The sequence below is a fragment of the Microbacterium neimengense genome (genome assembly GCF_054782995.1).
On the sequence record NZ_BAAGRK010000003.1, the window covers coordinates 361,693 to 384,902 of the forward strand.

General features: G+C 70.4%; 24 protein-coding genes and 1 tRNA gene. 7 read left to right on the forward strand and 18 right to left on the reverse strand.

The window, feature by feature from the left end; translation table 11 throughout:
* Window positions 1–20: 20 nt before the first annotated feature.
* Window positions 21–827 (reverse strand): inositol monophosphatase family protein, encoded by an 807-nt coding sequence (locus tag ACYVJS_RS04355; RefSeq protein ID WP_460738130.1) that lies wholly within the window; start codon window positions 825–827, stop codon window positions 21–23.
* A gap of 51 nt (window positions 828–878) precedes the next feature.
* Here ACYVJS_RS04355 and ACYVJS_RS04360 point away from each other — a divergent pair, with 51 nt between their 5' ends.
* Window positions 879–2,465, forward strand: coding sequence for a phytoene desaturase family protein (locus tag ACYVJS_RS04360; RefSeq protein ID WP_460738131.1), 1,587 nt, complete (start codon window positions 879–881; stop codon window positions 2,463–2,465).
* Window positions 2,466–2,531: 66 nt separating this feature from the next.
* On the opposite strand, the gene ACYVJS_RS04365 is transcribed toward ACYVJS_RS04360, so the two are convergent.
* From ACYVJS_RS04365 to ACYVJS_RS04380, 4 genes are all read right to left on the reverse strand, one after another.
* Window positions 2,532–3,500 carry a hypothetical protein gene (locus ACYVJS_RS04365; protein WP_460738132.1) on the reverse strand — a complete coding sequence of 323 codons (969 nt, stop codon included), beginning with the start codon at window positions 3,498–3,500 and terminating at the stop codon, window positions 2,532–2,534.
* A 233-nt stretch (window positions 3,501–3,733) separates the two neighbouring features.
* Window positions 3,734–3,818 (reverse strand) — tRNA-Tyr (locus ACYVJS_RS04370).
* A gap of 105 nt (window positions 3,819–3,923) precedes the next feature.
* The gene (locus tag ACYVJS_RS04375; protein ID WP_460738133.1) at window positions 3,924–4,838 is read right to left on the reverse strand and encodes a PfkB family carbohydrate kinase; all 915 of its coding nucleotides are present in this window, start codon (window positions 4,836–4,838) and stop codon (window positions 3,924–3,926) included.
* A complete protein-coding gene (locus tag ACYVJS_RS04380) occupies window positions 4,835–5,326 on the reverse strand; it encodes an FBP domain-containing protein (RefSeq protein WP_460738135.1) in 492 nt (163 codons plus the stop codon). Before ACYVJS_RS04380 ends, ACYVJS_RS04375 begins: the two co-directional genes overlap by 4 nt.
* Before the next feature lie 68 nt (window positions 5,327–5,394).
* Between ACYVJS_RS04380 and ACYVJS_RS04385 the strand changes: the two genes are divergently transcribed.
* Window positions 5,395–5,883, forward strand: coding sequence for a YajQ family cyclic di-GMP-binding protein (locus ACYVJS_RS04385; RefSeq protein WP_137417904.1), 489 nt, complete (start codon window positions 5,395–5,397; stop codon window positions 5,881–5,883).
* Window positions 5,884–6,069: 186 nt separating this feature from the next.
* Window positions 6,070–6,606, forward strand: a complete 537-nt coding sequence (locus ACYVJS_RS04390; RefSeq protein ID WP_460738137.1) for an RNA polymerase sigma factor — start codon at window positions 6,070–6,072, stop codon at window positions 6,604–6,606.
* A gap of 216 nt (window positions 6,607–6,822) precedes the next feature.
* Here ACYVJS_RS04390 and ACYVJS_RS04395 read toward each other — a convergent pair whose 3' ends face one another.
* The 6 genes from ACYVJS_RS04395 to ACYVJS_RS04420 form a co-directional block, all read right to left on the reverse strand.
* Window positions 6,823–7,404, reverse strand: coding sequence for a CueP family metal-binding protein (locus tag ACYVJS_RS04395; protein WP_460738139.1), 582 nt, complete (start codon window positions 7,402–7,404; stop codon window positions 6,823–6,825).
* A gap of 76 nt (window positions 7,405–7,480) precedes the next feature.
* Window positions 7,481–8,047: a manganese efflux pump MntP gene (locus ACYVJS_RS04400; RefSeq protein ID WP_460738141.1), complete on the reverse strand. Its 567-nt coding sequence runs from the start codon at window positions 8,045–8,047 to the stop codon at window positions 7,481–7,483.
* A 121-nt stretch (window positions 8,048–8,168) separates the two neighbouring features.
* Window positions 8,169–9,140, reverse strand: a complete 972-nt coding sequence (locus ACYVJS_RS04405) for an alpha/beta hydrolase (RefSeq protein WP_460738143.1) — start codon at window positions 9,138–9,140, stop codon at window positions 8,169–8,171.
* A 50-nt stretch (window positions 9,141–9,190) separates the two neighbouring features.
* Window positions 9,191–10,564 (reverse strand): FAD-dependent oxidoreductase, encoded by a 1,374-nt coding sequence (locus ACYVJS_RS04410; RefSeq protein WP_460738145.1) that lies wholly within the window; start codon window positions 10,562–10,564, stop codon window positions 9,191–9,193.
* Between the two features lie 71 nt (window positions 10,565–10,635).
* Complete coding sequence (locus ACYVJS_RS04415; RefSeq protein WP_460738147.1) at window positions 10,636–11,697, reverse strand: polyprenyl synthetase family protein; 1,062 nt, start codon at window positions 11,695–11,697, stop codon at window positions 10,636–10,638.
* 48 nt (window positions 11,698–11,745) lie between these two features.
* Entirely contained in the window at window positions 11,746–12,423 is a 678-nt protein-coding gene (locus tag ACYVJS_RS04420; protein WP_460739861.1) for a class I SAM-dependent methyltransferase, read from the reverse strand.
* Between the two features lie 141 nt (window positions 12,424–12,564).
* Here ACYVJS_RS04420 and ACYVJS_RS04425 point away from each other — a divergent pair, with 141 nt between their 5' ends.
* The gene (locus ACYVJS_RS04425) at window positions 12,565–13,806 is read left to right on the forward strand and encodes an isochorismate synthase (protein WP_460739863.1); all 1,242 of its coding nucleotides are present in this window, start codon (window positions 12,565–12,567) and stop codon (window positions 13,804–13,806) included.
* A gap of 4 nt (window positions 13,807–13,810) precedes the next feature.
* Here the strand turns inward: ACYVJS_RS04425 and menD are convergent, their stop codons facing one another.
* Both menD and ACYVJS_RS04435 read right to left on the reverse strand, forming a co-directional pair.
* Window positions 13,811–15,589: a 2-succinyl-5-enolpyruvyl-6-hydroxy-3-cyclohexene-1-carboxylic-acid synthase gene (gene menD / locus ACYVJS_RS04430; protein ID WP_460738149.1), complete on the reverse strand. Its 1,779-nt coding sequence runs from the start codon at window positions 15,587–15,589 to the stop codon at window positions 13,811–13,813.
* A gap of 1 nt (window position 15,590) precedes the next feature.
* On the reverse strand, window positions 15,591–15,977 hold the full coding sequence (locus ACYVJS_RS04435) for a PLDc N-terminal domain-containing protein (protein WP_460738152.1): 387 nt from the start codon (window positions 15,975–15,977) through the stop codon (window positions 15,591–15,593).
* 70 nt (window positions 15,978–16,047) lie between these two features.
* Here ACYVJS_RS04435 and ACYVJS_RS04440 point away from each other — a divergent pair, with 70 nt between their 5' ends.
* Window positions 16,048–16,314, forward strand: coding sequence for a DUF4229 domain-containing protein (locus ACYVJS_RS04440; protein WP_460738154.1), 267 nt, complete (start codon window positions 16,048–16,050; stop codon window positions 16,312–16,314).
* A gap of 54 nt (window positions 16,315–16,368) precedes the next feature.
* Here ACYVJS_RS04440 and ACYVJS_RS04445 read toward each other — a convergent pair whose 3' ends face one another.
* From ACYVJS_RS04445 to ACYVJS_RS04455, 3 genes are read right to left on the reverse strand one after another with little or no spacing between them, the layout of a single operon-like run.
* Window positions 16,369–17,328 carry a 1,4-dihydroxy-2-naphthoate polyprenyltransferase gene (locus tag ACYVJS_RS04445; protein ID WP_460738156.1) on the reverse strand — a complete coding sequence of 320 codons (960 nt, stop codon included), beginning with the start codon at window positions 17,326–17,328 and terminating at the stop codon, window positions 16,369–16,371.
* A 25-nt stretch (window positions 17,329–17,353) separates the two neighbouring features.
* A complete protein-coding gene (locus ACYVJS_RS04450; RefSeq protein WP_460738158.1) occupies window positions 17,354–18,445 on the reverse strand; it encodes an AMP-binding protein in 1,092 nt (363 codons plus the stop codon).
* 35 nt (window positions 18,446–18,480) lie between these two features.
* Complete coding sequence (locus ACYVJS_RS04455; protein ID WP_460738160.1) at window positions 18,481–19,383, reverse strand: 1,4-dihydroxy-2-naphthoyl-CoA synthase; 903 nt, start codon at window positions 19,381–19,383, stop codon at window positions 18,481–18,483.
* A 149-nt stretch (window positions 19,384–19,532) separates the two neighbouring features.
* Here ACYVJS_RS04455 and ACYVJS_RS04460 point away from each other — a divergent pair, with 149 nt between their 5' ends.
* Window positions 19,533–20,666 carry a Fic family protein gene (locus ACYVJS_RS04460; protein ID WP_460738162.1) on the forward strand — a complete coding sequence of 378 codons (1,134 nt, stop codon included), beginning with the start codon at window positions 19,533–19,535 and terminating at the stop codon, window positions 20,664–20,666.
* A gap of 6 nt (window positions 20,667–20,672) precedes the next feature.
* On the opposite strand, the gene ACYVJS_RS04465 is transcribed toward ACYVJS_RS04460, so the two are convergent.
* Complete coding sequence (locus tag ACYVJS_RS04465) at window positions 20,673–21,470, reverse strand: LLM class F420-dependent oxidoreductase (protein WP_460738164.1); 798 nt, start codon at window positions 21,468–21,470, stop codon at window positions 20,673–20,675.
* Between the two features lie 34 nt (window positions 21,471–21,504).
* Here ACYVJS_RS04465 and ACYVJS_RS04470 point away from each other — a divergent pair, with 34 nt between their 5' ends.
* Complete coding sequence (locus ACYVJS_RS04470; protein WP_460738166.1) at window positions 21,505–22,506, forward strand: o-succinylbenzoate synthase; 1,002 nt, start codon at window positions 21,505–21,507, stop codon at window positions 22,504–22,506.
* On the opposite strand, the gene ACYVJS_RS04475 is transcribed toward ACYVJS_RS04470, so the two are convergent.
* The gene (locus ACYVJS_RS04475; RefSeq protein WP_460738168.1) at window positions 22,490–23,113 is read right to left on the reverse strand and encodes a TetR/AcrR family transcriptional regulator; all 624 of its coding nucleotides are present in this window, start codon (window positions 23,111–23,113) and stop codon (window positions 22,490–22,492) included. The two genes, ACYVJS_RS04470 and ACYVJS_RS04475, sit on opposite strands and share 17 nt — an antisense overlap.
* Between the last annotated feature and the right edge of the window lie 97 nt (window positions 23,114–23,210).

Sequence of the window (23,210 nt, forward strand, 5' to 3'; positions counted from 1 at the left end):
GAGAATGCCATGCGCACGCATCAGTCTTCGAGGCGGGCGAGCAGCGCAGCGAAGAGTCCCGGTGCTGCCGCGACCGTCATCTCTCGATCGGCGCGCTTGCCACCGAGTCCCGCCACGACGCCGCCGGCCTCGGCGACGATGAGGGCACCGGCCGCGTGGTCCCACGGCCATAGGCCCTTCTCGTAGTAACCGTCGATGCGGCCGGCCGCGACGCCGGTCAGATCCAGCGAGGCCGCGCCGATGCGGCGCAGGTCACGCGCGAGCGGCATGACGCGGCCAAGCCGCTCGAGCGCGGGCGCGTGCGTCGCCGGGTCGTACCCGAATCCCGTGGCCAGCAGCGCACCCGCATCCGACGGCTCGGCGACGCGCAGCGTCCGCTCCCCCTCGATCGAAGAGACGAGACGCGCACCTTCGCCCCGCGCCGCGGTGAAGAGTTCGTCGACGGCGGGATTGTAGACGGCCCCCGCCAGCGCCTCCCACTCCTGCGGGTCGGGCTCCCCCGACACCGCGGCGATGCTCACGGCGTATGCCGGAATGCCGTAGGCGTAGTTGACGGTGCCGTCGATCGGATCCACGACCCAGCTGATCCCCGAGGCGGATGTGGCCACGCCGCCCTCTTCGCCGAGGAAGCCGTCGTCGGGGCGCGCCGCTGCGAGACGCTCGCGCACCAGCTGCTCGACCTCGCGGTCGGCGTCGGTCACGATGTCCGCCAGCGCGGACTTCGTCGCGGCGATCTGCACGCCCTCGCGGCGCCGCCGGGCGGCGAGCGCTCCCGCCTCCTTCGCGACCTCGATGGCGAGCGATTGCAGATCCAGAGCGGAAGGCATGCTCCCACGCTACCCTCGCGTCGGGCGACGAATGGCCGTTAGCGTGGCGGCATGACCGTCATCGCACCGACCCATGACGTCGTGATCGTCGGTGGGGGCCACAACGCCCTCGTCGCCGCCGCCTACCTCGCCCGTGCCGGCCGTTCGGTCGTGGTGCTGGAGCGACTCGATCACACCGGCGGCGCGGCCGTCTCCGAGTCCCCGTGGGCCGGCGTCTCGGCACGACTGTCGCGATACTCCTACCTCGTGAGCCTGCTGCCCGCCCGCATCGTCGACGACCTCGGGCTGCGGCTCACCCTGCGGCGCCGACGCTACTCCTCGTACACGCCCGATCCCGCCGACCCGGCGCGCGGCGTGCTGGTCGACACCCGCGACGCCCAGGCGACGGACGCGAGCTTCCGCCGCGCGACGGGCAGCACCGCCGAGTCGGATCGCTACCGGAGCCTCGACGCGCGGGTCGCGCCGCTCGCGCGCACGGTCTTCCCTTCCATGACCGAACCGCTGCCCACCGCATCCGCTCTGCGCAGGGCGCTCGGCGACGACGCGCTGTGGGACGCGATCACGGCCCGGCCGCTGGGCACACTGCTGCGCGACAGCCTGGAGAGCGACCTCGTCCGCGGCATCGCGCTCACCGACGGGCTCATCGGCACGTTCTCGCACGCCGACGATCCGTCGCTGGGGCAGAACCGCTGCTTCCTGTACCACGTGATCGGCGGCGGCACGGGCGACTGGGACGTCCCGGTCGGCGGGATGGGACAGGTCAGCGCGGAGCTCGACCGTGCCGCGCGGAACGCCGGCGCCGAGATCCGCACCCGCGCCCCGGTCACGAGTGTGAGTCCCGACGGCGAGGTTCGCTACGGCGGGAAGGATGCGGGCGTCGTCACCGGTCGACTCATACTCTCCGCCGTCGGACCGGCCGTGCTCGATCACCTGCTCGCAGCGGCGGGGGCCGACGTCCCGCAACGGCCGGAACCGGAGGGCGCGCAGGTCAAGGTCAACATGCTCCTGCGCCGGCTCCCCCGACTGCACGATCGCCACGTCGCACCGGCGGCGGCGTTCGCCGGCACGTTCCACGTGAACGAGACGATGACGCAGCTCAACACCGCGTACACGGAGGCGGTCGCCGGCCGCATCCCCGACCCGCTCCCGGCAGAGATCTACTGCCACTCGCTCACCGATCCCTCGATCCTGGGACCGGAGCTGCAGGAGGCGGGCGCGCAGACGCTCACTCTCTTCGGCCTTCAGGTACCGCACCGGCTCCTGAACGGCGCGGACCCCGAAGCGATGCGCGCCACGCTGCTGGCGGCAGCAGAACGCTCACTCGAGTCCGTGCTCGCCGAGCCTCTCGCCGATTGCATCTGGGGGACCCCGACCGGGGCGCCCTGCATCGAAGCGCGCACCACCGCGGACCTCGAGGAGTCGCTCGGCATGACCGGCGGCGACATCTTCCACGGTCCGCTGTCGTGGCCGTGGCGCGAGGACGAGACGGATGCGACCTCCCCCGCCGAGGCGTGGGGCGTCGACACGGCACATTCCCGCATCCTCCGCTGCGGATCCAGCGCCGCGCGGGGCGGCGCCGTCAGCGGTCTGGGCGGTCACAACGCGGCGATGGCCGCGCTCGCGCTGCTGCCGGGCTGACACGGGAGCGTCACCTGAGCGAGCGCTCGGGCCGGAACGCAGCACTGGGCGGCGAGGTATGACTGCTCAGCGCGGGGGCAGCGGCGGCGGGGGAGGGAAGCCCTCGTAGCCCGGGGCCGCGGGCGGCTCCGACGGCGTGACGGGCGATGCGGATGCGGGCGGCTGGGCGCCATACGCCGCCTCCGCCGTGGGCGAAACGGCCGGCGGCGCCTGGTGCCAACCCGTGGGGTATCCCGTGTAGTACGCCTGCCAGTCGGGCGAGCCGTCGGGAAGGACGGGCAACGGCGTGACGCGGTCGGCGTACGTGGGCCAGGCCTGAGGGGCGGCGACCGGCCAGGTCGGAGGCACCGCCTGGGGCCGGGGCGTCTTGGGGCCGAACAGCAGGTTGACCAGCGGGACCAGTGCGGTGCCGACGGCGGCCAGGATGGTCACGGCGACGACGATGCGCCAGTAGACGTCGTAGAAGTCGACCCATTCCTGGATCGTCAGCGGCAGCACGAGCAGCACAACGAGGGCTGCCACGAGCCCGACGGTCACGTATCCGACGATGCGGTTGAACAGAGTGGGCACGCGCACGATCGCCTTGGTGTACAGCCGCACGTGCAGCACCGCGAGCTGGACGATCAGCACGATCATCAGGAACGAGAAGAACCGGGTGAAGCTGGTGAGCCCGTCGCCGTAGCGGTACGCGTCGAGCGAGGGCCGCTCCGGCATCCAGATGAGGAAGGCACCGACGATGAGGATCAGCACCCACGCGATCATGCTCGTCAGGACGAACCATCCGGGGCGCCGCGGGGCGAGGTGAGCGTCGAGGATCGCGACGCCGGCGAAGGCGGCGAGCAGGAAGATCGTGAGGAAGGCGCGCCCGACGATCCCGTTCTGTGAGCCGATGAGCACCCAGACCACGCTCACGAGCGCCGCGGCGATCAGAGCGCCGATGGCGACCCAGATGCCCGCCCGCACGAGGCGGTTCGGGCTCGACGACTCGGCGGTCGGTGCAGCGGACGGTGCGACGGGCGGTTGCGGCGCGGACATCACGGCTCCCTTCGCGGGCGCCCCTCGCCCGCACCCTCATCCTGGCACGCCGCGCCGATCCGCCGAGGAGGGTTGTGGGCAGCGTGGAGAACCGGCCGTCGCCGCACGGAGAGGCTGTGCTCCCCTGTCACAGATCTCGCTCAACGCGTCGATCTGTGACAGGCGAGCAGGCCGCGCACACGGGTACAACATGGAAAAGCCGAAAGCCCCCAGGCGGGGGCTTTCGGCTTTGGTGGTGGCGAGTGAGGGATTCGAACCCCCGAAGGCTACGCCGGCTGATTTACAGTCAGATCCCTTTGGCCGCTTGGGTAACTCGCCAAGTGCGCACCTGCCCAGCTTGTACAGTCGAGCAGAGGCGCGATCTCCGATACTACCCCCTCGCCGACGTACTCAGAAATCCGCGGCGGGCCCGCGCGCGGCGGCTCAGGAGCCCTGATCGAGCCCCGACAGCGCGGAGGGCAGCCGCAGCAGCGCACCCTCGAAACGACAGGTGGCGGCGGCGACCTCCATCGCCGTGTCAACCAGCGTCACCCAGGCGGCCTCGTCGCTCGGATGCTCGGACAACAACGACGCGACGGCGGAAGAGAGCACCGCGTCGCCCGCTCCCATCGTGTCGATGATGACGCCGGGGACGGAGGCGATCGGACGTTCGATCGCGACCGCATCCGTGACGACGCCCGCACCCTGCGCGCCGCGCGTGGTCAGGACGGCCACGGCACCGAGCTCCCGCATCCGGTCGCGCACCGTGTCCAGCGGTGCCGCGTACAGCAGCTCCGCATCATCGTCGCCGACCTTCACGAGGTCGGCGAGCGCGGCGAGCACTTCGAAGCCCGCGACGAATGAGGCGCGGTCGTGCATCATCCCCTCGCGCGGATTCGGGTCGACCGCGAGCAGCCCGTCGGCGTCGCGCACCGCATCCGCGAGCTCGGCCGCCTGCGCCGCGTCGTCGAACGGGAAGCAGCTGACGACCGTGATCGCCGCATCCGCGATCACGCGACGCTCGTCGTCGCCGAAGTGGATGCGGCGGTTCCAGGCCGCCTCGTTGAACACGTAGACCGGTTCCCCGCCGGCGTTGCGGGTGCTCACCGCGCGCGACGAGCCGTGCGGCGACGGCGTCGCCACGAGCTCGACGCCGAAGTCGTCGAGGTAGGCGCGGATACGGGCGCCGGGCTCGTCCTCACCGACCATCGCGATGAGCGTGGTGGGCAGGCCCAGCCGAGCCAACCCGACGGCCACGTTGAGCGCCGCTCCCCCGACGAACTCGCGCACTCCGGTGTCGTCGCGCAACTCATCGATCAGCGCGTCTCCGATCACTGCGACCCGTCCCGCTGCGGTCATACCCGTTCCCCCTTCACGCGCCCGACGAACGCTTCAGCCCGTGCGCGTGTGCCGTCGATACGGCGATCGACGCTCGCCCGGATCTCGCTCGGCGCGAGGGGGGCCGCCAACCGCACGGTCTCGTGGCACGACAGATCAGCGCACATGTACGTTCCCACACTGTCACCGGTCTCCCCCGCCTCGCCCGCCCGGCGCGCGGTGAACAGCGCGACCTGATCGCCGGGCTGCATCGTGTGGCACAGGTTGCACATCGCCGACCGCGCGCGGCCGTTGCCTTCCGCCGCGCGGAGCACCACGCCCGCCGGACGACCCTCGGACTCGGTCACCAGGTAACCCCGGCCGCGCGACCGCGGGTCGCGCCACGCCAGGAAGTCGAGGTGGTCCCAATCGGTGAGCAGGAAATCGTGCGGCATGGCGGCCACCCGCACCTCCTCCGGCGCGGCGTTCACGAACGACTCGCGCACCTGTTCCTCCGTCAGAGCCCGCATGACATAAGTCTACGAATCGGCGCGAGCGCCCGGATGCGGGCCGCATCCGCCCGTGGAAGAATCGCGGCATGGCAGATTCCTCGTTCGACATCGTTTCCAAGATCGATCGGCAGGAGGCCGACAACGCTCTGAACCAGGCCCGTAAGGAAGTGGAACAGCGCTACGACTTCAAGGGCACGGACGCCTCCATCGAATGGAGCGGCGAGTCGATCCTCATCAAGGCCAACAGCGAAGACCGGGCGAACGCGGTGCTGGACGTCTTCCAGACCAAGCTCATCAAGCGCGGCATCTCGCTGAAGAGCCTGGAGTCGGGCGAGCCCACCGCCAGCGGCAAGGAGTATCGGATCGTCTCGACGCTGAAGGAAGGCATCTCGCAGGAGATCGCGAAGAAGATCGGGAAGATCATCCGCGACGAGGGCCCGAAGAGTGTCAAGTCGCAGATCCAGGGCGACGAGCTGCGCGTGCAGTCGAAGTCCCGTGACGACCTGCAGGAAGTCCAGCGTCTTCTCAAGGCCGCCGACCTCGACGTCGATCTGCAGTTCACCAACTACCGGTAAGCAAGTGCCGACGAGCTTTCTCGTCACAGCTCGCCGGCTGCGGCGTCTTCCTCTGCGACACGCGATCGACAACCCGTTCGGCACCGTCTGACTGCGAGCGGGCGGGGTCGGCGATGCGCACCGCCCCCGCCCGCCAACGACCTCGGTAGGATTCTGCGGCACCCTCTCGATCGAATGAACACCGCTATGTCGCCAGCGCCACCCGTCTCGTCCGGCTCTCATGCCGCCCTCGAGGCGATGATCCGCTCCGACCCGCAGCGACTGCGCGGGCGCTCGATCTCGCTGGGCATCGATCCGTCCGATGCAGACGATGTCGCGCAGGATGCGGTCATGCGCGCGTGGCGAGCCGTGGAGCGCATCCACTCGCCCGAGCCCGGCCAGATGTGCTCTTGGCTCGACGCAATAGCCCGGAACGCGGCCTACGACCTCGCCCGACAACGACGCCGGCATCCTCTCGTTCCCCTCGCCGACGACCGCAGCGATGACGCCGACACCGCCCTCGATGTCGAGATGCGGCTCTTGCTGGCCGGCGCACTGGCAGCCATCAACGACCTCCCGGACGAGCTTCGCCGGCCGCTTCTGTTGAGCGTCGTCGACGGCCTGTCCAGCACGGAGATCGCCGAGCGGCTGGGACTGAGCGCGGCCGCTGCACGTCAGCGCGTGGCCCGCGCCCGCAAGGCACTCGGCGCCTGCCGCAAGGCGGGCATGGAGGAAGCAGGCTGAGCAGGCGCCGCTGATAACCGGAGGGGAGACCGCACGTCACGCGTGAGAACGTCATGAGAGTCGTTTCACATTCCGCCGAGGAACGTCATGGGGTGAAAGCCTGGTCACAAGCAACACCGCGCGCCGGGGATGTTCGGGTCATCGTCGTCGTGTGAAGCGCGATGTCGTGTCGTGTAGCCCCTCCCCTTCGCGGGAGGGGCTTTCTTCTTGGTGCGCTCAGGCCTGCAGTTTCAGGTCGGTGAGACAGGTCGGGTCCTCGGGTCCGGTCGCGATGGACGAGACGGCGACCTCATCTCCGGTGCGTACGGTCAGCGTTGCCTCGATGCCGCGAGGCAGCCAGAAGCCGAAGAATCCGTTGTCCGCCGCCACGAGAGTTTCATCGAGGATCGTGGCGCCGGCGTCGTCGACCACGGTCACCTCGAACGTGCGTCCCGCGAGCTCGCCACGGCAGCTCGTCAGGTTGTGGAAGAAGCACTCGTGCGTCGAGACCTCGTACGGGGCCACCGATAGGTGGAACGAATCCTCGGGCAACGGCTTATCGACCTCGCGGCCGTCCCCCGCGGTGAGCAGCAGCGCGTCTGGGCGCACCGATGCGGAGTAATCGGTCGCCCGATCGGCGACAGGGATCGCCTCCAACGCGTCGATCGCCTCGGTGGCACTCATCGCCTCGACCTCGGCGAAGGAGACGGCCGCGGAAGGGGCGGCGGGCGCCACGGGGGCACTACATGCACTGAGCACCGCCCCGGCGGAGAGGAGGACGGCGGCAAGCCCGAGGGAGAGGGAGGTTCGACGCTGCATGTTCTCCAGCCAAGCGCCCACGATGAACGCGCGCCCCGTGTCGCCCCGTTTCTATGACGGGACGTGTGCGAATCCGTCAGGCGGTGAGGTGCGAGATCAGGATCTGCGTGCCGATGCCGATGAGCACCAGGCCGCCCACGATCTCCGCCGGGCGACGGAAGCGGGTACCGATGCGGTGCCCGATGAGCACCGCGGCGAACGACAGCACGAACGTCACGACGCCGATCGCGATGACCGCGATCCACACCGGGAAGTTGAGGAACGCGAAGCTCAGCCCCACCGCGAGAGCGTCGATGGACGTGGCCACGGCGAGCAGGATCGTCTCGCGCGTCGAGAGGCGGGAGCTTCCGGCTTCGGCGCCCTCCTTGTCGGGCGTCAACGCTTCCCAGAGCATCTTGACGCCGACCGCGGCGAGCAGCGCGAAAGCGACCCAGTGATCGAACGGCTCGATGAACGCGGCGAAGGCGCTTCCGAGGAGGTATCCGAGCAGCGGCATGAGCGCCTGCGCGAGCCCGAAGGCGAGCGCCAGCACGAGGGCGTTTCGAACGATCTGCGAGCGCAGCTGCAGGCCCTTGCCGAGGGCGACCGCGAAGGCATCGGCGGAGACGCCGACGGCGAGCAGAGGCAATGCCCAGAACGACATGACGCTCCTGGTGTGATGGCGGGAGGATGCGGGGCGATCGCCCGCGTCATCCAGCCTGCCGATTTCGGAAAACCGAACTCAACTCCACGACACGATTGTCAGCTTTTCGGCTTCCCAAACATCAGTGGAAGCGTGCGCGCGCCCACTGTTCGAGCGCCGCATACGCCCGGCGGCGAGGCTCGGGCGCGGACAGGAAGACGTCGTGCACGGCCCCCTGGATGCGCGCGATCGTCACGAGCGGGCCGAGCTTCAGCGCGGCGCGCGCGATGTCGTCGACCACCAGCACGGAGTCGGTCGAGGTCATCTGTTCGCTCCAGCGGATCGGCGACGACGACCGCGCCGAAAGCAGGACGAAAGCGGGCGCTCCCACATCCACGCCCGCGGCAATGCGCGCGTGCCCCTCCAGGACGGCGTGCAACCATCCGGGGTGGGTCGCGAACCCCTGTGCGGGGCGCCACTGCTCGCGGTAGCCCGGGGTCGGCAGCACGCCGAGCTCGGTCTGCGCGCGCGTGTAGAACCCGAGGTCCACGACCGGCTGCGCACCGCGGGGCTGCACGCGGGCTCGAGCCTGGATGAGGGGCGCGATCGCCTGGCGCCCGAACGAGCCGATCTGGAACTCCAGCCAGGGACTGTTGAGCACGAGCGCGGATGCGGTCCCCGGATGGCGCGCGGACCACAGCGACAGCGTCAGCCCGCCCGTGGAATGTCCGAGCAGCACGAGACGCCTGTTGCCGCGCGGCCCCATCGCGGCGAGCGCCGCGGCGATGTCGGCGTCGTACTCGTCGAGGCTGTCGGCGTAGCCGGGCACCTGCCCCTCGCGCAGGCTCCGGCCGTACCGGTGCAGGTCGAGGGCATAGAAGTGCGCCCCGAGCCGAGTCCAGAACTGGGCCAGCTCGGTCTGGAAGAAGTAGTCCGACCAGCCGTGGACGTACAGCACGTCCACATCGCGCAGCGGTGCGACCAGCCGTCCGAGCGGATGCGGCAGGTGCCGCACGAGCGTCGCCACCAGCGGTCCGTCGTCCGCGGGAAGATCCAGCGGCAGGGTCTGCTGCACGAACCCTGGCCCGAGGATGTCGGGGACCCAGGCGCTCATGCCGTCAGCCTAGCGACGCACCTCCGGGAAGCGACCGATCGGTCGCGAGCTCACTCGCCGCGCGAGATCGCCACCATCTCGTCGCGCGGCACGACCTTGACGCGGGCCCGCTCGGCGGGAGCACCGAGGGCGATCTCGTGCTCATCGAGCCGGTGCCAGCCCTCGAGGTCGGTCCAGCGCACACCGCGCTCGGCGAGCAGAGCGGGGATAGCCTCCGCAGTGGCGTCCTCGGGCTGCCACCACGAGGCCTGACCGTTGATGAGGTGGCGCACCGTCTCCATCGCGTCGGACTTGGTGTGTCCGATCAGGCCGACCGGTCCGCGCTTGATCCAGCCCGTCGCATAGACGCCGGGGACGACCTCGTTCGAGTCGGGGTGCAGCACCTGGCCCTCGTGGTTCGGGATGACACCGTGGCGCTCGTCGAACGGGACGCCGGGAAGCGGTGAGCCGAAGTAACCGACGGCGCGGTACAGCTGCTGGATCGGGACCTCGCGCAGCTCCCCCGTGCCTGCGACGCCGCCTTCGCCGTCGGGACGCGTGCGCTCGTAGACCAGCGCCGCGACGCGGCCCGCCGCATCCTTCTTGACCTCGACGGGCTTGGCCCAGAAGTGCAGGTGAAGGCGGCGGGACGCCTCGCCGCCGGCACCGTTCGCGCCCGGGCGGGTGCGCCATTCCTGCAGAACGCGGTCGATGACCTTGACCTGCTTGTTGCTCGCGATCGCGGCGAGCGACGCCTCGTCGTAGTCGAAGTCCTCGTCGTAGACGACCATGTCGACGTCGCGCAGCTCGCCGAGCTCGCGCAGTTCGAGCGGCGTGAACTTCACCTGGGCGGGACCGCGGCGCCCGAACACGTGGACATCGGTGATCGTGGAGGCCTCGAGCCCGGCGTGCACGTTCTCCGGGATCTCGGTCGGCAGCAGATCGACGGCGTGCTTGGCGAGCATGCGCGTGATGTCGAGGGCGACGTTGCCGTTGCCGATGACGGCGACCGAGCTGGCATCCAGCGGCCAGGTGCGCGGCACGTCGGGGTGTCCGTCGAACCAGCTCACGAAGTCCGCGGCGCCGTAGGAGCCCTCCGCGTCGATGCCGGGGATGTCGAGGTCCGCATCGCGGATCGCGCCGGTCGCGAAGATCACCGCGTTGTAGTGCTTCTTCAGGTCGTCGAGGGTGATGTCCTCACCGAAGCGCACGTTGCCGAACAGACGGATGTCGCCGCGGTCGAGCACGTCGCGCAGGGCGGTGATCACGCCCTTGATGCGGGGGTGGTCGGGGGCGACGCCGTAGCGCACGAGTCCGTAGGGAGCGGGCAGGTGCTCGAACAGGTCGATCGACACATCGAACGCCCGCTCGGCCTTCAGCAGGATGTCGGCCGCGTAGATGCCCGCGGGCCCTGCGCCGACGATGGCCAGCCGGAGCTTGGTCATGGGAGTCCTTTCGAGGGGTACGGCGGCGTCGGTGGCGACGCCTCGAGCGCTCTGGTTCGCAGGCGCGGAGATCAGCTGCTGCGATCGGCGACGGCGTCGGCGAAACGCGTCAGCGCCTCACGCACCGCACCGCGCGGGAGCGGCTCCAAAGCAGCGACCGCCGCGTCCGACCATTCGTGCGCGAGCGCCAGGGTCTGCTCGGTGGCGGTATGCTCGCGCAGTTCGGCCAGCGGGTCGTCCAGCAGCGCCGGGTCGGCACCGTCGGCGATCTGGGCCACGCCGGCGTCGATGCGCGAGAGCAGGTCGACGGATGCCGCATCGTCGAGGCGTCCGAGCAACAGATACGGCATGGTGGGCACGCCCGCGCGCAGGTCCGTGCCGGGGACCTTGCCGGTCTCTGCCGCATCCGCGGAGAGGTCGATGACGTCGTCGAGCAGCTGGAAGGCGACGCCGACCTTCTCGCCGAAGGTCAGCAGCGGCAGTTCGTAGGCGAGCGGTGCGTGCGAGAAGAGGACGCCGGCCTGCGCCGAGGCCGCGATCAGCGAGCCCGTCTTGTCGCTCAGCACCTGCAGGTAGAAGTCGACGGGGTCGTCGCCCGCCTGCAGCCCGACCGTCTCGTGCATCTGCCCGAGAACGAGCCGCTCGAAGGTATCGGCCTGCAGCTTCATGGCCTTGTCGCCCAGGCGCGACATGATCTGGCTCGCGCGGGAGAAGAGCAGGTCTCCGGTCAGGATGGCGACGCTGTTGCCCCAGACGGAGTGCGCGGCCGGCACGCCCCGGCGCACGTCCGCACCGTCCATGACGTCGTCGTGATAGAGCGAACCGAGATGGGTCAGCTCGAGAGCGGATGCGGCGTCGATGACCTGCTCGTTGACGCCGTCGCCCAACTGCGCGGTGAGCACCGTCAGCATCGGACGCACACGCTTGCCGCCGGCCTCGTAGAGGTAACGACTGGTGGCGTCGGCGAGCGCGTCGGCCACGTGCAGCTCGTCGGCGAGGTGGGCCTCGACCTTGGCCAGACCGTCTTCGACGGTCTTCTGCAGTCGGCGGGAGACGGGACCGGCGAAGACACGATCGGCGAGGCCGAGTCTGTTCGCGAGGTGCGCGCCAGGCGCAGAGGGGCTCCGTGTCACTCCTCTAGCCTACCCGCGGGCCGGAGACGCTCGACCCGCTGTGAGCCGTCAGTTCGCTGCGGGATCGGGGAACGGCGCACGCGCGCGATGCAGCGCCACGATGCCGAACGTGAGGTCGCGGTGCGCGACGTCGACCCAGCCGGCATCCCGGATCCAGCCGCTGAGCGTGCGCTGGTCGGGCCAGTCTTTGATCGACTCGTTGAGGTAGTCGTAGGCGTCCGCGTTCGAGCTGAGGCGGCGGGCGACGATCGGCAGGACGCGGTCGTTGTAGAAGCGATAGAGGCCGGCGAACAGCGGGTGCGGCGGGTGCGAGAACTCGCAGACGACGAGCCGACCACCGGGCTTGGTCACGCGGCGCATCTCGGCGAGCGCCGCGTGCGGGTCGTTCACATTGCGCAGTCCGAAGGAGATCGTGACGGTATCGAACGAGGCGTCCTCGAACGGGAGCGCGGTGGCGTCCGCCTCCTGGAAGGTGAGGTTCATGATGTGCCCGTGGCGCCTGACGCCCTGGGCGATCATGCCCGGTGAGAAGTCGGCGGCGACGACCTCGGCGCCGCTGCGGGCCAGGGCCACCGCGCTCGCGCCAGTGCCGGCGGCGAGGTCGAGGATGCGCTGCCCGGCGCGCGGTGCGATCGCGCGGGTGGCCGCGACGCGCCAGAGTCGGTCGTTGCCGAGGCTGAGCACCGTGTTGGTGCGGTCGTAGCCGGCGGCGACCTCGTCGAACATGCCGCTGACACGGCCCGGATCCTTGCCGAGGTCGGCGCGGTGCTGGTCGGGGCTCTCACTCACGCCCCCAGCCTAAGCCGTGAGTTCGCACCCCTCTCGCTGGGCCTTCCTCGAGCGCGGCGAGTCTAGGCTGGCAGGGTGATTCGTGCCTCGCGTCCTCGGCTGCTCGTCGAGACCCGCGAGATCGACCCGATCGACGATCTGCTGGCCTTCACAGACCCCGCGCGCCCTCTCGTGTGGCAGCGCCGGGGCGAGGGCATGGTGGGTCTCGGCGAGCCGCTCGCGCTCCCCTTCGCCTCCGACGCCGACGCGCGCGCCGACCGCTGGCGAGAGCTGGCCTCCGCCGCGGTCGTGGACGACCCGCTCGAGATCCCCGGCACGGGTCTCGTCGCCTTCGGCGCCCTGCCCTTCGATCGCCGCTCCGACAGGCCGGGCGCCCTGCTCGTTCCTCCCGTCGTGATCGGACGCCGCGACGGACGTTCCTGGCTCACCCGCATCCGCTGGAGCGACGAGGCGGCCATGGCCCCCGTGGCGACGCCCTACGGCGCTCACTGGTCCGCCACCCTGGGACCTGGCCGGCAGCATCCCGCCGGCTACATCGCCTCGGTGCGCGAGGCCGTCGAGGCAATCGCAGCGGGCGAGGTCAGCAAGGTCGTCCTCGCGCGAGACCTCGCGGGCACCGTGCCCGCCGGCTCCGACCTGCGCCGCCTCGTGCGCGCCCTCGCATCCGGCTACCCCGACACGTGGGCCTTCGCCGTCGACGGGCTGATCGGCGCCAGCCCCGAGACCCTCGTGACCGTCGAGCAGGGCACCGTCACCGCCCGCGTGCTCGCGGGTACGACGGCACGCGGCGCGGATCCGGATGCGGATGCGGCGGCCGCCCTCGCCCTCGCCACGAGCACCAAGGATCAGGACGAGCATCAGTTCGCGGTGCGCAGCGTTCTGGCCGCGCTCGATCCGCACACCCGTGCCCTGCGCTCGAGCGAGCAGCCGTTCACTCTCAAGCTGCCGAACGTCTGGCACCTGGCGACCGACGTCGAGGGCGCCCTCTCCGACAGGGCATCCGCCTTGGATCTGGTCGCGGCGCTGCATCCGACGGCCGCCGTCGCCGGCACCCCGACGCAGGCGGCGCTCGATGTGATCCGCCGCTTGGAGCCCTTCGACCGAGGCCGCTACGCGGGCCCCGTGGGATGGATCGACCAGGCAGGCGACGGCGAGTGGGCCATCGCTCTGCGGTGCGCACAGTTCGACGCCCCGGACTCGGGCGGCGACGTCTCCCTCACCGCCTATGCCGGTGCGGGCATCGTGGCGGCCAGCGATCCCGAGTCCGAACTGCTCGAGACGCGCGTGAAGTTCCGCCCGATCGTCGAAGCTCTGGCCTGAGCGCTCAGCGCTCCAGCGGCACCTCGATGAGCTGTCGGCCGCCTGCGGGCGAGGTGAGCGCCTGGTCGAGCGCGGCCCGCGTCGTGATCCGGCGGTACTCCCAGCCGTAGGCGAGAGCGAGATGCTCCAGTCGCACCGACTGCGGCGTGTACTGCACCCGGTCGATCGCGGCCGCATCCGCGACGCTCGCGACTTCGAGTCCGTCGAAGATCGTGCCGCCGCCGTCGTTGCCCACGATCACCTGGATACGCGGCTCCGCCTCGGCCGCCGGCAGCAGCAGCGCGCCGACGTCGTGCAGGAGGGCGAGATCCCCCAGCAGCACGCGGGTCACGCCCGGGCGCCCTTCGTCCTGGCTCGCGATCGCCACGCCCGTCGCGGTCGCGACCGTGCCGTCGATGCCGGCGAGCCCGCGGTTCGCGTGCACCGGAACCTTCTTGCCGCCCAGCACCTGATCGGCGACGCGGACAAGTCGGGAGGACCCGAAGAACAGCCGGTCGTGGGGCCAACTCGCGCGCCACACGGCATCGACGAGCGCCGCTCGATCGAGCGGGGCGCGCAGCACGTCGAGTTCGGCCGAGACCGCCGAGAGCCGCTCGCGCGGGACGGCGGAGGCGAGTCCGTCCGCATCGGGCGCGGGCGGCGAGAGATCGACCGATGCGGCGCGGGAGGCGCGCATCCACTCCCCCAGCCACGCGCGGTCGGCGTCGCCGGGCGCCACGGCGACCGCGTCGACGGCGGTGGTGCGACCGTTGAGGTTCAACGGCTCGCCAGGGCCGCGGATCGCGATGACCTCGACGTCGTCGCGACGCAGTAGAGCGGCGACCTCACGGCTCAGCGTCGGATGCCCCCACACGACGGCACGCTCGACGCGTCCCCCGAGCTCGGGGTCGGACAGCGCCTGCCGGTAGCCGTGCACGAGCAGGCGACCGAACCTGGCCCCGCTGACGATCTCCGCGATGAGCGGCCAGCCGCCCTCGTGCGAGACGCGTTCGGCATCGGCTCCCGCATCCGCCCCCGCGATCACGACCGTGCGCGGCCCCTGCGTCAGCAGCAGCGGAGCGGCTCCGGGCTCCTCGGGAATGTCAGACTCGCCGATCCCCCCGCCGCCCTGATAGAGCGCTCCGGATGCGCGCTCCTCCTCCTGCGCGGCGGAGAGTTCATCGGCGCCGGAGACGGCGAACCACGCGGGAAGAGCACCCGCCAGCGGCTCACGGAAGGGCAGATTGACGTGCACGGGCCCCGCGGGGCGGGTGCCGGCGCCGAGAGCGGCGTCGAAGGCATCATCGGCGAGCCGGCGGAACATCCGACTCTGCTCGGAGGAACCGTCGGCGTCGATCGCGTCGGGCACCGGGGCGTCGATATCGAGACGCGTCGCCGGTTGAAAAAGCCCCGGTTGCCGCGTGGTCTGGTTCGCGCCGACGCCGCGCAGCTCCGGCGGGCGGTCCGCGGTGAGCAGCAGGAGCGGAACGCCGGCGTGATGCGCCTCGAGGGCTGCCGGCATGAGGTTCGCGACGGCGGTCCCCGACGTGCACACCACGGCGGCCGGGACACCGGATTCCCGCCCGATCCCGAGGGCGGTGAACCCCGCGACCCGTTCGTCGATGCGGACGTGCACGCGCACGCGCCCCGACGTCTCGGCGGCGGCGGCGACCAGCGCGAGCGCCTGCGACCTGGAGCCGGGGCTCACCACGATGTGCGCGACACCACGCTCCATCAGCCGCGCGAGCAGCGCCGCAGCCGCATCCGTCGCCGGCGCGCGGCCGGCGTCTTCGGGCGTCGTCATCTCAGCGCGGCTCGTCCTCGTCGGGCCGACGCGGCGCGGGATGCCCCGGCGCCTCCGGCGAGCGGGGCGTGTCGTCGTCGGAGTCGAGCTGTGCGAGCTCCGCTTCCAGACGGCGGATGCGCTCGTCCTGGTCGCTGATGGAGCCGATCGTGCGGAGGAAGTCCGGATCGTCGTCCGGCGCCCGCCGCACCGGTGCCGCGTTCTTGCGCGCGCGCCCGGTCACGAACCACAGGATGCCGCCGACGACCGGCAGCAGGATGACGATGACGATCCACGTGCCCTTGCTCACGCCGCGGTGGCGCGAGGCCGGTTGCACCGCGCAGTCCACGACTGTGTAAACCCAGAAGACGACGGCAACCAGCGCCAGAATGAGCAGGAGCCGGACCATTCCCCCATCCTAGGCCGCGTGGCCTGCACGGGCCCCGAGAGCGCAGGCGCTCGACGCGTAGGATGAGGGGGTGAAGGCCCGTCCCGCGATCGTCTATTCGGTACTGCGCGTTCTCGCGTTCCTCGTGCCGTTCGCGATCCTCATGCTCTTGCCCGTGTTTCAGGAGCTGTACTGGCTCGCGGCCATCTTCGCCGCGCTGATCGGGCTGAGCCTGTCCATCCTCTTCCTGCGCCGACCCCTTGCGGAGGCGACGGCCGATCTCGGCAAGCCCCGTCAGCCGCGCCGCCCGCTCGGTGCCGACGACGCCGAGGCCGAAGACGCCGCATCCGGCGACTGAGTCCTCAGCTCTCGCACCTGACGCGAGCCGGGACGGATGATCGCCGTCCGCCGCTCAGCCGTGGAGCGCCCAGAACACGAGCGCCGCGTAGGCCAGCGAGCCGAGCGAGGTGAGACTCAGCGCCACCACCAGTTCCTTCGGCTCGCGGTACGTCCACACGATCAGCACCGCGGGAAGCACCAGCAGGAGCACGAGCAGCGTGAGCCACGCGGGCGGGTAGAACAACGCCAGGAAGATCGAGATCGCGAACGGCACGAGCACGATCACGGTGAACAGCACCTGCGTCGCCCGCTTGCCGATCCGCACGCTCAGCGTCTTCTTGCCGGCCTTCTTGTCGGGCTCGATGTCGCGCAGGTTGTTGGCCAACAGCACGGCGCAGGCAAACAGACCCGCGGCGACCGCGCCGAACCAGGCCTCCTGCGGCAGCACCTGCACCTGGACCCACGTCGTGCCCAGGGTCGCGACGAGCCCGAAGAACACGAAGACGACGACCTCGCCGAGGCCGGCGTAGCCGTAGGGGCGCTTGCCGCCGGTGTAGAACCACGCCCCGATGATGCAGACGGCGCCCACCGCCAGGAACCACCACTGCTGCGTGCGGATGGTGAGGGCGAGTCCCGCGAGCGCGGCCAACGCGAAGAAGGTGAGGGCGACGATCAGCACGGTGCGCGGCTTCGCTTTGCCTGCGCCCGTCAGGCGGGCGGGTCCGACGCGGAAATCGTCGGTGCCGCGGACCCCGTCGCTGTAGTCGTTGGCGAAGTTGACACCGATCTGCAGGAGCACGGCGACGGCCAGGCAGCCGAGCGCGAGCAGCCAGTGCAGAGCGTTGTCGATCACGAGCGCCGCACCCGTGCCCAGCAGCACCGGCGAGACGGCCAGCGGGAGGGTGCGGAGCCTCGCGCCTTCGATCCAATCCCCCACGCCTGCGCGCCGAACAGGACGCGGACCGACCTGCGCGCGCGCCTTCTGAGGGTTGCCCGAGACGCCGGGTCGCTTCTTCTTGGTCTTACTGGCCACGAGCAGTCATCCTATTGCGACGACGTCAGCGTTCGACGAGCGCACGGAGCGCTCGACGATCCGGCTTGCCGCTGGAGAGCGCGGGGATGCTCGCGACGACCTCGATGCGATCGGGTCGCGCCGGTGCTCCGACGTCGGCACCGACCGCAGCCCGCACCTCGTCCAGGCGAGCGGATGCGGCCGCGTCCGCTCCCGGCACGACGACGACGGGCGTCTCGCCCCACCGCTCGTGCGCCGCGCCCACCACGACCGCGTCCGCGAACCCGGGCAGTCCGCGCACGACGCGCTCGACGCGGTCGAGCGATACGTTGACCCCGCCGGAGACGATCACGTTGTCGAGACGGCCCGTGACCCGCAGGCGACCGGCGTCGAACGAGCCGGCGTCGCCCGTGCGATACCAGCGCACCCCCGCGTCGTCGCGCACGAAGGCGGCGGCCGTGCGCTCGGGATCGTCGCGGTACCCCTCGGCGAGCATCGGCCCCGACAGCTGCACCTCGCCGTCCGCGATCCGCACACGCGCACCGTCCAGCGAAACGCCGTCATACACGCATCCGCCGCTCGTCTCACTCGCGCCATAGGTGCGCACGATGCGCGCTCCGAGAGATGCGGCCCGCTCGCGAACGGCATCCGGAAGCGCCTGCCCGCCGACGAGGATCGCGTCGAACGAGGCGAGGGCCGCACGCACCTCAGACGCGCCGGCCGCGGCGATCAGCTGGTTCACCTGCGCCGGGACGAGCGAGGTGTAGGTTGGCGTGCGCGCGCCGTGCGCGGCGGAGGCCATGCCCCGCGCGGCGGCGACGAAGCCCTCCACCGAGAAGTGCCCCTCGAGGATGGCCGGTTCGTGGCCGGCCAGCAGCGAGCGCACGAGCACCTGCAGCCCCGCCACGTAGGTCGCGGGCAGCGCCAGCAGCCACGCGCCCTCGCCGATCCGCGCGGCGGTGGAGCTCGCGCTCGCGATGAGGGCGCTGCGGCTGAGCAGCACGTCCTTGGGGTAGCCGGTCGACCCCGAGGTCGTGACGACCGCGGCGACCCCCGCCGGCACCGGCACCGGCGCTGCGCCGCCGAGATGCACGGCGGGGCCCGCACCGTCGAGCGCCGCGCGCACAGCCCCCAGCACCCCGCGGGCGCCAGGCGCCGAGGGGGGTCGGGCGGTCAGTAGTGCCACGGGTAGGGCGACCAGTCCGGTTCGCGTTTCTCGAGGAACGCGTCCCGTCCCTCGACCGCCTCGTCGGTGCCGTACGCCAGACGGGTCGCCTCGCCGGCGAAGACCTGCTGCCCCACGAGCCCGTCGTCGACGGCGTTGAAGGCGAACTTCAGCATCCGGATCGCCGTCGGCGACTTGGTGAGGATCGTGCGCGCCATCGCGATGGCCTCGCGCTCGAGGTCGGCGTGCGGGACGACACGGTTGACCGCGCCCATCTCGTACGCGCGCTGAGCCGAGTACTCCTCCGCCAGGAAGAACACTTCGCGCGCGATCTTCTGCCCGACCTGACGGGCCATGTACGCCGAGCCGTAGCCCGCGTCGAAGGAGCCCACATCCGCGTCCGTCTGCTTGAACCGGCCGTGCTCGGCCGAGGCGATCGACAGGTCGGCGACGATGTGCAGCGAGTGCCCGCCGCCGGCCGCCCAGCCGGGGATCACGGCGATGACGACCTTCGGCATGAACCGGATCAGGCGCTGGACCTCGAGGATGTGCAGGCGCCCCGCCCGTGCCGGGTCGGCCACGGTCGTCTCGTCATCGGAGTACTTGTAGCCGTCGCGGCCGCGGATGCGCTGGTCGCCGCCGGAACAGAAGGCCCACCCGCCGTCCTTCGGGCTCGGGCCGTTTCCCGTGAGCAGGACGACGCCGATGCGCGGATTCTGACGAGCCGCATCCAGGGCGCGGTAGAGCTCGTCCACCGTGTGGGGGCGGAAGGCGTTTCGCACCTCGGGGCGATCGAACGCGATGCGCGCGATGCGGCCGTCGCGCGAGACGTGCGCCGTGATGTCGGTGTAGGAATCGGCCCCGGGGGCGAGTTCCCACTCCGCAGGATCGAAGAGTTCGGAGACGCTCACGCTCGCAATCCTAGTTGTCTCGCCAGTGCAAATCCCGTCGGTGAGAGTTGCAAATAATCTGCCGGATAGAACATCGTGCATGCCTGAAATGGCGCGAAAATTGCTAGATCCGGCAATTAATCGACCCAGGCGGCGCAATAATCGAGAGCATGGACGACAAGTACGAAATCCCGCGCCTCGACTTCGGAACGGAACTCGTTGCCACACTCTTCGAGATTGAACGCCTCCGCGCCGACATCGGCACGGGCACCACGCCGTCCGATACCTTCGTCGAGCTGCATCGCCTCTTCGACGTCGTGATGAGCGTGGTGTCGGCGAGGATCGAGGGCAACCACACGACCGTGTACGACGCCATCGAACAGGTCGGATCCGGCGTTGCCGCACAAGAGGACCACTTCCGAGAGATCTCCAACATCGCGGAGACCGCGAGATTCATCGACCGGATCGATCCGGCGGAGCCGCTGTCACACTCCTTCGTGCGCGAACTGCATCGTCGTACCGTCGAGGACCTCCTGCGCGAAGGGGATCCCCATCCAGGCGCCTATCGCGAGGTGGACGTCGCCATCACCGGCTCGGCCCACGTTCCCCCCAGTTGGGTGACGGTACACGCGGAGATGACGTCGCTGCTCGACTTCGCCAACACTCCGCGCCCCTTGCATGAGCAGATGCTGCAGATCGCCATTGCGCACCATCGCTTCGTTTGGATCCACCCCTTCCAGAATGGCAACGGCCGCGTCTCCCGCCTCTTCACGTATGCCATGTTGCGCAAGACGATCTTCGCCACGCGCGGCTACAGCGCGCTCAACCCCACCGCTGTCTTCGGCAACCAGCGTGAGGCCTACATCGCCGCGCTGGAACGCGCTGATGATCTGAGCGATAGCGGCACCATCGCGTGGGCGGAGTTCTTCGTCCGAGGCATCCGCAACGACGTCGCACGTCTCGTTGAGCTGCAGCAACACGACTTCGTGGTCGCTGAACTGGTTGGACCCGCTCTCGAATCCCTCCTTCGAGACGGTCTGATCTCACCACAGGAACGAGACGCGCTTCGCCTCACCCTCGAACGCGGAGTCGTCAAAGCGGGCGATCTCGAACCGACCCTGCCCGGCACCGCGTCAGCGCGCTCGCGCGCCATACGCAGCCTGCTCGATCGACGCCTGCTGCAGCAGGCAGAAGAAGGTCCTCGCTTCTACCGGCTCTCACTCTCACGTGGGCCGCTCGCGCCGCGACTGATCCGCCGGTTGGATTCGCTCGGCTACCTGCCGTCCCTGCTGGCGGATGACTGAGAGCGCTCAACCGTTCTTCGCGTCGCGCCAGCGCAGCCAGCGGCGAGCGATCTCCGGGTCGTAGTCGGGGCCGTTGAGTCCGAGCGTGAAGGTGCGCACGCCCGCGGCGAACAGCGCGTCGGCGTACTCCTCATCGCGATCCTTGAGCTCGTTCGAGATCACGAGGTTCGACACGTCGCGACCCTCGGTCTCCGCCCACTTCTCGATCACGCCGAGCTTGTGCGCGATGTCCTCGGGCGCGACGAAGCTGTGCCAGATGTCGGCGTGACGCGCGACCAGACGCAGCGTCTTCTGCTCACCCGCGCCGCCGATGAGGATCGGGATGCGGCGGGTCGGAGCCGGGTTCAGCTTGCCCCACCGCGTCGTCACGCGCGCGAGGCCGTCGGCGAGCTCGTTCAGCCGCGAGCCGGCGGTGCCGAACTCATAGCCGTACTCGTCGTAGTCGCGCTGGAACCAGCCCGAACCCGTGCCGAAGATGAATCGTCCCTCGCCGCCCTTGGCGCTGATGTGGTCGATCGTGCGGGCCATATCGGCCTGCAGGTCGGGGTTGCGGTAGCTGTTGCAGTTCACCAGGGCGCCGAACTCGACCCGCTCGGTCTGCTCGGCCCACGCGGCGAGCATCGTCCAGGACTCGAAGTGCGCGCCGTCCGGGTCGCCGAACAGCGGGTAGAAGTGGTCCCAGTTGAAGAGGATGTCCACGCCCATGTCCTCGAACCGCACGACGGCGTCGCGGATGTCGGAGTAGGCGGCGTGCTGCGGCTGGAGCTGGAGCCCGAGACGGACCGGAGTATCGAGAAGAGGCATGCCGTCAGCCTACGACCGCCAGCACAATGGAGAAGTGACTCCCGCGCTCGCCGACATCCGCTCGAACCTCCACGTGGTCGCGCTTCCGCTGCGCACCCGCTTCCGGGGCATCGACGTGCGCGAGGCGCTCCTGTTCGAGGGTCCCGCCGGGTGGGCGGAGTTCTCGCCCTTCGTCGAGTACGCCGACGATGAGGCGGCGACCTGGCTGGCCGCGGCGATCGACTTCGCCTGGAACCCGCAGCCGGATGCGGTGCGCACCCGAATCCCGGTCAACGCCACTGTTCCGGCCGTCCCCGCATCCGACGTGGCGGAGGTGCTCAGCCACTTCGACGGCTGCCGCACCGCGAAGGTGAAGGTCGCAGAGGCCGGGCAGACTCTGGCCGACGACATCGCGCGGGTCGCCGCGGTGCGCGAGGCGATGGGGCCGGCCGGCCGCATCCGTATCGATGCGAACGGCGGGTGGAACGTCGACGAGGCGGAGCACGCGCTGCGCGCGCTCGCCGAATACGACCTGGAGTACGCGGAGCAGCCCTGCGCGAGCGTGGCGGAGCTCACGGAGCTCCGCTGGCGCGTGCATCGTTCCGGCATCGACATCGCGGCGGACGAGAGCGTGCGCAAGGCCGCGGATCCGCTGCTCGTCGCCCGCGAGCAGGCGGCCGATCTGCTGGTCGTGAAGGCGGCGCCGCTCGGAGGTGTGCGCCGGGCGTTGCGGATCGTCGCGGATGCGGGGCTTCCCGCCGTCGTCTCCAGCGCCCTGGACACGTCGGTGGGACTCGGCATGGGGCTCGCGCTCGCGGCGGCGCTCCCCGAGCTGGACTACGACTGCGGGTTGGGGACCGCATCGCTGCTGGCGGCCGACGTGACCGCCGCGCCGCTGCGTGCGGTCGGCGGCGCGATCGAGGTGCGACGTGCGGTGCCGGACGCCGACCTGTTGCGCAGGCATACCGCTGACCCCGCCCGCCGCAGCTGGTGGGAGGATCGGCTCGAGCGGTGCTACGGGCTGGTGAGCGAGTCCGGACTCACTCCGCGTCGGTGACCGCCGCCGCCAGCGCCGCCGTGCGCTGGGTCAGCAGGTCCTTGGCGGCGAGGGGCGCGAGGCCCGAGATCACCGCGAAGGCACAGGTAGCGTCCCACACGTCGAGGATCAGCCGCGCGAACTCGATCGCGGGGATGCGCAGCCGCAGTCGGTACGTACCCGCAATATCGCCGATGATCTCCGCGACCCGCTCCGCCATTGCGGCCTCCCAGCCGAGGTAGGCCTCGGCGAGCCGCTCGTCGCGCATCGCGTTCGTGCGGATCTCGCTCATCAGCACAACACCCGATGGCACGTCGGTTCCGACGTCGAGGACGCTGGTGACGAGTTCGGCGACATTGCGGTCGACCGAGGTGTCCTCGCCGAGTTCGCGCACCCGCTCGGTCACCTGCTCCAGCTTCTGGTCGGCGACCTGCTGCATCAGTCCGAGCAGCAGCTGCTCCTTGGAGGCGAAGTTGGAGTAGAAGGCACCGCGCGTGAAGCCGGCGCGCTCGCAGATCGCCTCGACGGATGCGCCTTCCAGGCCCAGCTCGGCGAACACCTCGGATGCGGCGGCGAGAAGGCGCGCACGGGTGTTCTCCCGACTTCGAGGCACGGCAGATTGCGTCACGATCTCTCCTTCCACCACGTCCATGTGGCTTTCATCGATCGCCCAGGTTCACCACGGAGGTGACTCTAGGATACACAGTTGTATCGGATACACTCCC